This window comes from Streptomyces albidus (ex Kaewkla and Franco 2022) (assembly GCF_013870515.1).
Lineage (GTDB): Bacteria > Actinomycetota > Actinomycetes > Streptomycetales > Streptomycetaceae > Streptomyces > Streptomyces albidus.
Genome location: NZ_JACBXA010000204.1, coordinates 1 through 10622, shown reverse-complemented (window position 1 = coordinate 10622; position 10622 = coordinate 1). Strand labels below are relative to the sequence as shown.

The window sequence follows — 10622 nt, the reverse complement described above, 5'->3', positions numbered from 1 at the left end:
CGGCTTGGGAGAGCCTCTACTACAACCCCCGCCGCAAGCTGCAAGGGCACTCCGGGGAACCCGGGAGGGAGCCCGGCACACCGCCACGGTCCCCGGCCGCTAGCCGGACCTGCGCACGTCGGACGACTCACCCTGGTGCTCCGGCTCCAGGAACTCCAGACGATTGCCGGCCGGATCGCAGGAGTAGAAGCGGCGGTGGCCCGGGAGGTCCTCGTCCCAGGTCACGGAAGCGCCTGCGTCGGTGAGGCGGCGGGCGAACGCGGCGATGTCCCGTACCCGGATGCCGGGATGGGCCTTCGCGGCGGGACGGAAATCCTCCTCCACCCCCAGGTGCAGGACGACCGATCCCGCCGCGAACCAGCAGCCACCGCGGGCGGCGAGCACCGGCGGCTTGGGAATCTCCGTCATGCCGAGCGTGCCGGAGTAGAAGGCACGCAGCGCCTCCTCCGACCCGGGCGGGACCGCCAGCTGCACGTGGTCCACTGACTCGATCACGACGCCGCCCCGTCCTTCGTGGCCACGACGAAGATGCGGCGGAAGGGGAAGACCGTCCCCTGGGAGACGTCGCCGTTCAGCGGCGGGTAGGCCTCGCGCAGCAACTCCCCGTACTCGGCGACGAATTCCTCCTGCGCCGCCGGGTCGTCGGCGAGGAGCGTGAGGACGGGGCGCAGGGCCGTGCCCTCGACCCAGTCGAGGACCGGGTTCTCACCGTGCAGGAGGTGGGCGTACGTGGACTCCCAGGCGTCGACCTCGCAGCCGAGCGGGGCGAGTTCGGCCATGTAGCCGACCGGGTCGAGAACCGAGAGCGACCGGGACTCGGAGCCGAGGCGGTCGCGCCAGCGGGAGGAGTTGCGCAGCTCCAGCAGCAGCGTGTGGCTCGGCGAGGTGAAGTTGCCCGGGACCTGGAAGGCGAGGACGCCGCCTGGCGGCAGTGCGTCGATCCAGGCCGGGAAGAGAGCCTCGAAGCCGGGGGCGCGGCCCTCGGCCGCCGCATCGGACGCATCGGTGTGTTCTTCGACCGGGGACACCCGTCCCTCGCCTTCGGCCGGGAGAACCCGTCCCTTGCCTTCGGCAGAAGTGACCCGTCCCTTGCCTTCGGCGGGGAGAACCCGTCCCTGGCCTGCGGCAGGGAGAACCCAGTGGAGTGCCGCGTTGGAGAAGAGGAGGTCGAAGCGTTCGCCGGGGGCGGGGCGCCAGGTGGCCAGGTCGCCGTGGCTGAAGTCGAGGGATCCGCCGGCCGAGGTCCGGCCCGCGTAGGCACGGGCCTCGTGGAGCATGGCCGGGGAGTTGTCGTAGCCGGTGATGTGGCCGGCGGGCCACCGGGTCGCGAGGGCCACGGACGGGCCGCCCGGACCGCAGCCGAGGTCGGCGATGCGCGGGGCGTCCTCGTTCGGCAGCTCGGGCACGCGGGCGATCAGGTCCTCGATCGGACGGGAGCGGTGCCCCGAGTGACGCAGGTACTGGTGCGGGTCCCAGACAGGTGTCGTCATGCGAGGAGCCTCCAAGGAAAGTATCTCGATGTCAAGAGACTTCATGTCGACACAACTACTACACTGATCACCATGGAGGACGAGGTCGACCGACTGGTGGCAGCCTGGCGCCGCGAGCGCCCGGACCTCGACGTGGAGCCGTTGGAGGTGCTCAGCCGCGTCAGCAGACTCGCGCGCCATCTGGACCGCGCCCGGCGGATCGCCTTCTCCGAACACAACCTGGAGCCTTGGGAGTTCGACGTCCTCACCGCTCTGCGCCGCGCGGGTACGCCGTATCAGCTCTCACCGGGCCAGCTCCTGACCCAGACGCTCGTCACCTCCGGCACCATGACGAACCGCATCGACCGGCTGGCCAAGAAGGGCCTCGTCGAGCGGCTGCCCGACCCGAGCGACCGGCGCGGGGTGCTGGTGCGGCTGACGACCGAGGGGCGCGACCGCGCCGACAGCGCGCTGGCCGGGCTGCTCGCGCAGGAACGCGCCATCCTCTGCGAGCTCTCCTCCGCCCAGCGTGCGGAACTGGGCTCGCTGCTCCGGCACTTGACGGCACCCTTCGACAACATCCCGGGCTGAGCGGCCTCTTCACCCCTCCAGGTGCACGCGGGGAAACTTCCGTACGTCCGTCCGGGGTGCCTGTGCTCCCGGCGGAGCGCCCCGGTGCGCTGCAAGTGGCCCAGCCCGTAGCATCCGTGGCATGGGCGGACGTCATTCAGATCGCTTCACGGGACGCACCGTCCTCGTCACCGGCGGTGGCGCGGGTATCGGGGCGGCCACCGCGCACAGACTTGCCGATGAGGGCGCTGCCGTCGTCATCCTCGACAACGAGGAGGAGGGCGGCCACCGGACGGCCCGCGAGATCACCGCTTCCGGCGCCCGCGCCGCCTTCGTGCTCGGCGATGTCACGGACGAACCGGCCTGGGCGAGAGCAGTGCGCACCGCCAATGACGGATTCGGCCCCCTCGACGGTCTCGTGAGCAATGCCGGGCTGATGCGGCCCGGCAGAGCCGACGCGCTCTCGCTGTCCGACTGGGAGGGGCAGTTAGGGGTGAACCTGACGGGCGCCTTCCTCGGCGTACGGGCGTGCCTCGAGGACCTGCGCGCCCGCCGGGGAGCCATCGTGCTGACGTCCTCCGTGCACGCGCTCGTCGGCCTCCCCGCCCGCCCCGCCTACGCCGCGACCAAGGCCGGGCTGACGGGCCTCGGCCGCCAACTCGCCGTCGACTACGGGCCGATGATCCGCGTCAACAGCGTGCTCCCGGGGCCCATCCTCACCCGGTCGTGGGAAGAGATCGGCGAGGAGGAACTTCGCCGGACCGTCGAACAGACCGTCGCGGGCCGCCACGGACACCCCGATGAGGTCGCCTCCGCGATCGCCTTCCTGCTCTCCGACGACGCCTCGTACGTGACCGGCACGAGCCTCGTGGTCGACGGCGGCTGGAGCGTCTACAAGACCTCCATCTGAGCCCAGATGCCCCCGGGAGGCAGCCGGCCCTCTCAGTGCGCGGCAGTCGCCTCCAGGTCGACGGGGCCCACCCCGGCCCTCCGTGCCAGCGCAACCGCGGCCAGGGTCGAGTGCACACCCAGCTTCCCCAGGACGTTCTGCATGTGCGTGCGGACGGTGTGCGGCGAGAGATACAGCCGCTCCGCCACCGCCTTGCGGCCCAGGCCGGCGACCATGCAGCGCAGCACCTCCCGCTCACGCGGCGTCAGCGCCTCGACCAGCCGCTCGCTCTCGGTACGGTGCTTGCGGGAGGCGGTCAACTCCTTGAGCACGCCGGTCAGCAGCGCGGGCGAGAGGTGCGTCTCGTCCTTGAGCACCCCACGGATGACCTGGAGCAGCCGGGAGAGGGAACAGTCCTTGGCGACCCAGCCGCCGGCCCCCGCCTGAAGAGCGGCGGCCGCCTGCCGCGGGTCGTCGCGCTCGGCGAGCATCACGGTGCGGACTGCCGGGTGCTCGCTGCGCAGCCGGCCGACGAGCGGGATGCCGCCGGGCTTGACGTCGGCACCCGAAGTGCCCGGGAGGACCGGCTTGTTGGAGAGGATCTCGGCACCGGCACCGTGCACCACGGCGGTGGCGGCAGGCACGCCGCCGTCAGCGCCATCACGCGAAAGGACGGCGGCGAGCTGGCCGTTGGCCCCGTTCAAAGACACACCTGCGGCCGTGGAGGCACCCGCGGCGGGCGCGGTGAGGTCCGCGTCGATCAAGGCCACGTCGAAGCGGCGCCCGTCGGAAGCCGCACGCTCCAGACAGCGCAGCGCCGCCGGAGCGCTTCCCGCAGCCGTCACTTCGACGTCGGGCTCGGCCGCCAGCGCTGCGGCCAGGGACTCGGCGAAGATGCGGTGGTCGTCGACCACCAGCACTCGGATACGTTGCATGGCACCCCCTGGCAGTGCAGGTACGTCACCCGGTGCGGAGGGAAGAGAAGCGCGCCCGAGGCCCCCCACACCGAAGGTCGTGGGGGAGGACGCCGCCGGGCGCCTCTGCTGCCACACCCGGCATCGTCGCCCGGCGTGGCTGCCCGGCTGTCTCGCCCCCTGAACAATCACCGGCCCCCACCGGTGAGATACATCAGACTCAGAGTACGGCCGGGGTGTGACAACGGAAACCGATTGGCCAAACTGCTTGATGGACGACCTGAAGTGAGGCACATGTTCCGGATCCGGACGGCGGTCGACCAGCAATTGCGCGCGCTTGTCAAGGAGAACCTGCGGGAGACCAACTCGCGGCGGTCACCGGTGATGCGGGCCCTGCGCGGCACAGCTGCGGATTCCGAAGTCCCCGTCGAGACCTATGCGTTGGAGGGCTCGCCGGGTCACAGCGGTGAGGTGCTCGCGGGCGGCCTCGTCGGGCACGCGTGGGCGCACTGGCTGCACATCGATCTGCTCTGGGTCGACGAACGCCACCGGGGCTCCGGGCTCGGCTCCCGTCTGGTGGCGGAGGCGGAGCACCTGGCCCGCGAGCAGCACGGCTGTACGGGCTCGCGCGTGGAGACCTTCGACTTCCAGGCCCCCGGCTTCTACCGGAAGGCCGGCTACACCCTCGTCGGCACCGTGGAGGACTACCCGCCGGGCTGCACCGACCATCTGCTGGTCAAGAAGCTCTGACCCGGTGCGCGCCCGCACCCGGCACCGCCTCGAAGATGCGCGGCGCGCGGTGACCGGCCGCGGCGAAGGCGTGGTCGACCGCCTTGCTCACCTCGTCCGCGGCCTCCGCCCGTACGAGCACGATCGCCGATCCGCCGAAGCCGCCGCCGGTCATGCGGGCGCCCAGTGCGCCCGCCGCGTTCGCCGAGTCGACGGCCAGGTCGAGTTCGGCGCAGGAGACTCCGAAGTCGTCGCGCAGCGAGGCGTGTCCGGCGCTGAGCACGGGCCCGATGGCGTGGGTCTCCCCCGCGTCCAGCAGCCGGATCGCAGCGGCCACACGCTCGTTCTCGGTGACGACGTGCCGCACCAGCGGCCGCAGCCGCGCGTCGAGGCGGTCCAGCGCCGCGGGCAGTTCCTCGATGGGGACCTCGCGCAGCGTCCGTACGCCCAGGGCGGCCGCTCCCGCCTCGCAGCCCGCGCGGCGCTCTGCGTAGGCGCCGTCGCCCAGGGCGTGTTTGACGCGGGTGTCGACGACTAGCAGCCGCAGGCCCTGGGCGGCCAGGTCGAAGGGAACCTGTCGCTGGGTGAGGTCACGGGTGTCCAGGTACAGCGCGTGCCCGGCCGTGCAGCAGGCCGACGCCATCTGGTCCATGATCCCGCAGGGGACGCCCACGAAGTCGTTCTCCGCGCGCCGGCACAGCTCGGCCACGCGCGTCGCGCGAAGACCCAGCCCGTACAGGTCGTCGAGGGCGACAGCCGTGGCGACCTCGAGGGCGGCCGAGGAGGAGAGCCCGGCGCCCGTCGGCACCGAACTCTCGAAGTGCAGGTCCGCGCCGCCCACTTGGAGCCCCGCCTCGCGCAGCGCCCACACCACGCCGGCCGGGTAGGCGGCCCAGCCGCCTCGGTCGCCGGTGGCGCCCTGCGGGCTCAGCCCGTCGAGGCGCACTTCGGTGACGCCGCCCGCCGCTGCCGACGAGTGCAGCCGCAGGACGCCGTCATCGCGGCGGGACGCCTCGACCCGGCACGTCTGCGGAAGGGCCAGCGGCATGACGAAACCGTCGTTGTAGTCGGTGTGTTCACCGATCAGGTTGACGCGTCCGGGCGCGGCCCACACCCCTTCGGGGTCGCGCCCGTAGACCGCACGGAATCCTCCGGTCATGCCTTGGCCGTCTGCTGGGCGTGCTTCTGCGCGAACTCCCAGGCGTCCTGGACGATTTCCTCCAGCCCGGGACGCGAGGGGCGCCAGCCGAGCCGGTTCCTGGCCCGGTCCGCGGAGGCGACGAGCTCGGCGGGGTCACCCTCGCGGCGGGGCGCGGCGACCTCGGGCACGGGGTGGCCGGTCACCTTGCGGACGGTCTCGATGACCTGCCGTACGGAGAAGCCGTTCCCGTTGCCGAGGTTGCAGACCAGGTGCTCGCCCGGGGCGATCTCGCTCCCCTGCGCGCCCTCCGTCATCGCCTCCATGGCCAGCAGATGCGCGTCGGCGAGGTCGGAGACGTGGATGTAGTCGCGGACGCAGGTGCCGTCCGGGGTCGGGTAGTCGTCGCCGAAGACGGAGATCGCCGGCCTGCGGCCCTGCGCGACCTGGAGCACCAGCGGGATCAGGTGCGTCTCGGGGTCGTGCAGTTCGCCGTGGATGTCGTGGGCGCCCGCGACGTTGAAGTAGCGCAGCGAGACGGCGGACAGGCCGTACGCCCGGCACTCCCCGCTGATCATGTGGTCGACGGCGAGCTTGGAGGCGCCGTAGGGGTTCGTCGGAGCCTCGAACGCCTCCTCGAGGATGGGCGAGAGGGGCGGCTCACCGTAGGTGGCGGCCGTCGAGGAGAAGACGAGCCTGGGCACTCCCGCGTCGCGCATGGCGGCCAGCAGCTCCATGGTGCCGCCGACGTTGTTGCGCCAGTACTTGGCCGGGTTCTGGACGGATTCACCGACCTGTGAGTGGGCCGCGAAGTGCAGCACGCCGTCGAAGGGAGGCGCGTCCCTGCGGGCACGCTCGCCCAGCCAGCGCGCCGCGTCCTGGATACGGCCCTCGATGAAGTCCGCTCCCTCGGGGACGGAGTCACGGAAGCCGGTGGAGAGGTCGTCGAGGACGGTGACCGCGTGGCCGGCCTGGAGGAGGTGGGCGGAGACGACGCTCCCGATGTAGCCCGCTCCGCCCGTCACCAGGTATTCGCGCTGGGGGACCTGGTCAGGCCGGGGGGCCGCCCCCGAGTGGATGGCAGTCACTGGACACCTCTCGCAGTCGCTCGGCCGCGCGTTCCGGCGGCACATCGTTGATGAACACGTTCATCCCGGATTCGGAACCCGCGAGGAATTTCAGTTTGCCGGAAGTTCGGCGGACGGTGAAAAGCTCGAGGTGCAGCGCGAAGTCTTCGCGGGTGACGGCGTCCGCGGCACCGCTCGGGTCGGGGCGGCGCCGCCCGGGTCCGGGAGAGGTGAACGGCGCCTGGTGCCAGGCGGCTATGTAGGGCGTGGGCGGCTCGTCCGGGCCGAAGACGCGGTCGAAGCGGCGCAGCAGGTCCAGATAGACCGCCGGGAACTCGGCGCGTGCCTCCTCCTCCAGTGCCAGCAGGTCCGGCACCCGGTGCCTGGGGTAGAGGTGCACCTCGTACGGCCAGTGGGCGGCGTGCGGGACGAAGGCGACCCAGTGCTCCGTCTCGCTCACGACGCGGCGGGAGTCGGCCAGTTCCGAGGCGACGACGTCGTCGAAGAGGTTGCGCCCCCCGGTGCGGGCGGCGTGATCGGCGACGGACTGGAGCATGCGCCGGGTGCGGGGCGTGGTGAAGGGATAGGCGTAGATCTGGCCGTGCGGGTGCTGGAGGGTGACGCCGATCTCCTCGCCGCGGTTCTCGAAGCAGAAGACCTGCTCCACGCCGGGCAGTTGGGACAGCTCGGCGGTGCGGTCGGTCCAGGCGTCGAGAACGAGGCGTGCCTGCTCGTCGCTGAGGGAGGCGAAGGAGGCCTGGTGGTCGGCGGTGAAGCAGACGACTTCGCAGCGGCCGGCGCCGGGGCGGTGCGTGAACAAGCCGTGCGGGCCGTCGGCCGCCTCGGGCCCGGGGCCGCCGGTGAAGGAGGGGAAGCGGTTCTCGAACACCGCGACGTCGTAGTCCGGTTCGGGGATCTCGCTCAGGCGTCCCTCACGCGTCGGGCAGAGGGGACACGCGTCGGCGGGCGGGTGGTACGTGCGGCCCTGCCGGTGTGCGGTGACGGCGGTCCACTCCGAGAGCAGCGGGTCGAAGCGGATCTCCGACGCGGTGGCCGTCGCCTCCAGGGGACGCTCGTCGACCGCGTCACGGACGGCGTCGTCACGGGAGTCGTAGTAAATGATCTCGCGGCCGTCGGCGAGCCGGGTCGAGGTCTTCTTCAACGGGTGTCACTCCTCACCTTTCCGACCTCAACATAATCGCACACAAGGCATCACAGTCCAACAGTGGAGACCATGCCTCGGAAACCGGCGAAGATCACAGGCTACACAAGCCGCATTACAGACAATCGCGACGCGAGACCGTGGAAGCGAACACGCAGAAAGCGATGCGGGCGGTCGCGAAGTGCGCCCCGAACGGCCTTACGGGGCAGGGGCTCTCACACTGTCGGCACGCCGTCAGGCGCCAGGCCGGGACGCCCTCTCCAGCAGCCCCGTACGGGCCGCGAGCGCCGCCGCCTCCAGGCGGGACCCCACACCGAGCTTCATCAGCACCCGCTGCACGTGCGTACGCGCGGTACTCGGCGCGATGCGCATCCCCGCGGCGATCAGCCGGGTGTCCTCGCCCTCCGCGACGCGCATGAGGACCTCCACCTCGCGGGGCGTGAGGAGTTGGAGGAGCCGCGCGCCTTCGTCATCGGGCTCGGCGACCGGGTTGAGAAGTTCCGCGAAGGACTCCTGCAGCAACTGCGGCGCCACCGCCGCCTCCCCCGCGCGCGCCTTCATCATGGCGCGCTCGACGCCCTCTATGCGCTCGTCGTGCCGCACATAGCCGGACGCCCCCGCGGCGAAGGCGGAGGCGATACCCCGGGGGCTGGGCACCGGGCCCAGGACCACGACCGCTATCTGCGGCTTCTCACGCTTGATGCGGACCACCGGATCGAAGACGCCCGGCTCGGCGGGAACGGCGGTACCCAGCAGACAGACCTCAGGCGCCCGGCTCAGCACCAGATCCGCTGCGCCGGCGCTGGGCGCCGCAGCGGCGAGCACCCGGTGGCCGCGCAGTTTCAACGCCGAGGCAAGAGCCTCGGCGAGCAGTCTGTGTTCGTCCACGACCATGAGCCGGACGCTCATGCGCAACAACCCCCCACGCTGCCGTGGGAACCACGCCCTCCCCCAGCGGGCCCAACAGCCCCCGGGAGCCCCCAAATCCGGGCACAGTCCCTCCTCCTGTGCTCCCGGAAGCTACACGCTCCTCCGCCGTTCCGCGCCCCTTCGGTGAGAGAAGGGCGAAGGAACGGCGGAGAAGTCGTGAGCCCGCGGGCTCCCGGTCAGGAGGTCACTCGGCGCCGAAGCCGATGCCGATGTACTTCCCGTAGGTGCTCCCGGCGTCGTCGCTGCTCTTCGAGACCAGCGAACGCTGGAGGAAGAGACGGCCGTTCACGTACAGAGGCCCGTCCCGCAGCGAGATGCTGCCGAGGTCGCTCTCCACCCGGGAGCTGTCGTCCGGGTTGCGCAGGTAGACCTCCTGCTTGCCCTTCGCCGCCGGGTCGATGGCCACGACCTCGCCACCCGAGTCGTAGGTCGGCTTCTTGTACGCGATGAGCTTCGAACCGTCCATGCGGACGGGCACGATCGTGCGGCTCTCACCCGCGTCCGACTTCCACTTGGGCTGTCCGGTCTCGAGATCGAAGGCCAGGATCTCGTTCGTGGACGTGGTCTCACCCTGGTGCTGGCCCGAGGGCATGTAGACGTACTTCTTGTCCGCGACCGCGCTGACGCAGGACTCGGTGTCGGTGCCGCAGCCCGGGTCGTACTTGCGGTCACCCAGGGAGATCTTGGACTTGAGCTTCCCGTCGTCGCCGACCGTCATCACGTCCGTGGCGAGGCTCGTGCCCGCGCCGACCGCGAGGATCACCGGGTCGGTGGAGATCACCCGTGCGCTCTCGACGCCGTCGGGCGCCTCGAACTCCCAAGTCGACTTGCCCGTCTTGGGGTTGAGCTTCTGCACCTTGATCTTCGGGTCGCTGTAGTCACCGCACTCGACGACCGCCATCAGCTCCTTGCCGCCGGCGAACCCGTCGTCCCTGCACTCGTTGCTCCCCTTGGAGCGCCACAGCGGTGAGCCGCCGGACATCTTGTACGCCACCGAGCCGCCGATCCACTTGGCGGCCACGACGTCCTTGGCGATCGTCAGGTTGATGCCGAGCGTCGAGGCGCCGTCGGCGGCAGGCATCGTCTCCTGCCATTCCTTCTTGCCCGAGTTCACATCGATGACCGCCAGCTGGTTGCAGGCGGCCTTGGAGGACTTCGTCTCCTGGGTGATGACCGCCGTCTTCCCGGCCTCGGTGAGGTGCTTCGTGGCCGCGCAGATCTCACCGTCCAGCGGGAGGTTCCACTTCTCGTCACCGCTGCCCGCGTCCAGGCCCACGATGGAGTCGATGGTGCCCTTGGCGAAGATGTCGTCGGTGGCCCACGCGCCGAGCGCGTACTTCGAGTCCTCGCCGTCGAGCTTCGGCGACTCGATCTTGAACAGTTCCTTGCCGTCGGCGCTGGCGGGCTTGCCGCCGCCCCCGGAACCGTTCGATGTGGACTTCTTGTCGCCGTCGGCCTCGTTCTCACTGCCGCCGTCGTCGTTGATCAGGAAGAAGCCGACCGTGCCGATGACCAGCACGACGGCCACCGCCGCGGCGATGATCGCGATGATCTTCCCGTTGCCGCCGCTGCCGCCGGGACCGCCCGGCCCACCGGGGTACGCGCCGATGGGTGCCGTCGGGTACATCCCCGGACCCTGCCCGTACTGACCGGGCTGCTGCGGGTAGCCGTAACCGGCCTGCGGCGGCTGCTGCGGAAAGCCGTAACCGCCCTGCGGCGCGCCCGGAGGCTGCTGCGGGAACCCGTACCCCCCG

At 71.1% G+C, this 10622-nt stretch carries 11 protein-coding genes; 3 read left to right on the top strand and 8 right to left on the bottom strand.

Annotated features, from left to right (window positions below; all coding sequences use genetic code 11):
- Positions 1-99 precede the first annotated feature (99 nt).
- Both H5J26_RS23530 and H5J26_RS31630 read right to left on the bottom strand, forming a co-directional pair.
- Entirely contained in the window at positions 100-495 is a 396-nt protein-coding gene (locus H5J26_RS23530; RefSeq protein ID WP_181767946.1) for a VOC family protein, read from the bottom strand.
- Positions 492-1490 (bottom strand): methyltransferase domain-containing protein, encoded by a 999-nt coding sequence (locus H5J26_RS31630; protein ID WP_235980989.1) that lies wholly within the window; start codon positions 1488-1490, stop codon positions 492-494. Before H5J26_RS31630 ends, H5J26_RS23530 begins: the two co-directional genes overlap by 4 nt.
- A 72-nt stretch (positions 1491-1562) precedes the next feature.
- Between H5J26_RS31630 and H5J26_RS23520 the strand changes: the two genes are divergently transcribed.
- Together H5J26_RS23520 and H5J26_RS23515 are read left to right on the top strand one after the other, a co-directional pair.
- On the top strand, positions 1563-2060 hold the full coding sequence (locus tag H5J26_RS23520) for a MarR family winged helix-turn-helix transcriptional regulator (RefSeq protein ID WP_181767945.1): 498 nt from the start codon (positions 1563-1565) through the stop codon (positions 2058-2060).
- A gap of 121 nt (positions 2061-2181) precedes the next feature.
- The gene (locus H5J26_RS23515) at positions 2182-2949 is read left to right on the top strand and encodes an SDR family NAD(P)-dependent oxidoreductase (protein WP_181767944.1); all 768 of its coding nucleotides are present in this window, start codon (positions 2182-2184) and stop codon (positions 2947-2949) included.
- A gap of 32 nt (positions 2950-2981) precedes the next feature.
- Here the strand turns inward: H5J26_RS23515 and H5J26_RS23510 are convergent, their stop codons facing one another.
- Entirely contained in the window at positions 2982-3863 is an 882-nt protein-coding gene (locus H5J26_RS23510) for a response regulator transcription factor (RefSeq protein ID WP_181767943.1), read from the bottom strand.
- Between the two features lie 273 nt (positions 3864-4136).
- Here H5J26_RS23510 and H5J26_RS23505 point away from each other — a divergent pair, with 273 nt between their 5' ends.
- Positions 4137-4592 (top strand): GNAT family N-acetyltransferase, encoded by a 456-nt coding sequence (locus tag H5J26_RS23505; RefSeq protein WP_181767942.1) that lies wholly within the window; start codon positions 4137-4139, stop codon positions 4590-4592.
- Here the strand turns inward: H5J26_RS23505 and galK are convergent.
- The 5 genes from galK to H5J26_RS23480 form a co-directional block, all read right to left on the bottom strand.
- Positions 4579-5730 carry a galactokinase gene (galK, locus tag H5J26_RS23500; protein WP_181767941.1) on the bottom strand — a complete coding sequence of 384 codons (1152 nt, stop codon included), beginning with the start codon at positions 5728-5730 and terminating at the stop codon, positions 4579-4581. The two genes, H5J26_RS23505 and galK, sit on opposite strands and share 14 nt — an antisense overlap.
- Positions 5727-6797 (bottom strand): UDP-glucose 4-epimerase GalE, encoded by a 1071-nt coding sequence (gene galE, locus H5J26_RS23495; RefSeq protein WP_309238038.1) that lies wholly within the window; start codon positions 6795-6797, stop codon positions 5727-5729. Before galE ends, galK begins: the two co-directional genes overlap by 4 nt.
- Positions 6760-7938 carry a galactose-1-phosphate uridylyltransferase gene (gene galT / locus H5J26_RS23490; RefSeq protein ID WP_181767939.1) on the bottom strand — a complete coding sequence of 393 codons (1179 nt, stop codon included), beginning with the start codon at positions 7936-7938 and terminating at the stop codon, positions 6760-6762. The genes galE and galT overlap by 38 nt, the downstream gene beginning before the upstream one ends.
- Before the next feature lie 234 nt (positions 7939-8172).
- Positions 8173-8847, bottom strand: coding sequence for a response regulator transcription factor (locus H5J26_RS23485; RefSeq protein WP_181767938.1), 675 nt, complete (start codon positions 8845-8847; stop codon positions 8173-8175).
- A 205-nt stretch (positions 8848-9052) separates the two neighbouring features.
- A partial coding sequence (locus H5J26_RS23480) for a PQQ-binding-like beta-propeller repeat protein (protein ID WP_181767937.1) occupies positions 9053-10622 on the bottom strand: 1570 nt, incomplete at its 5' end.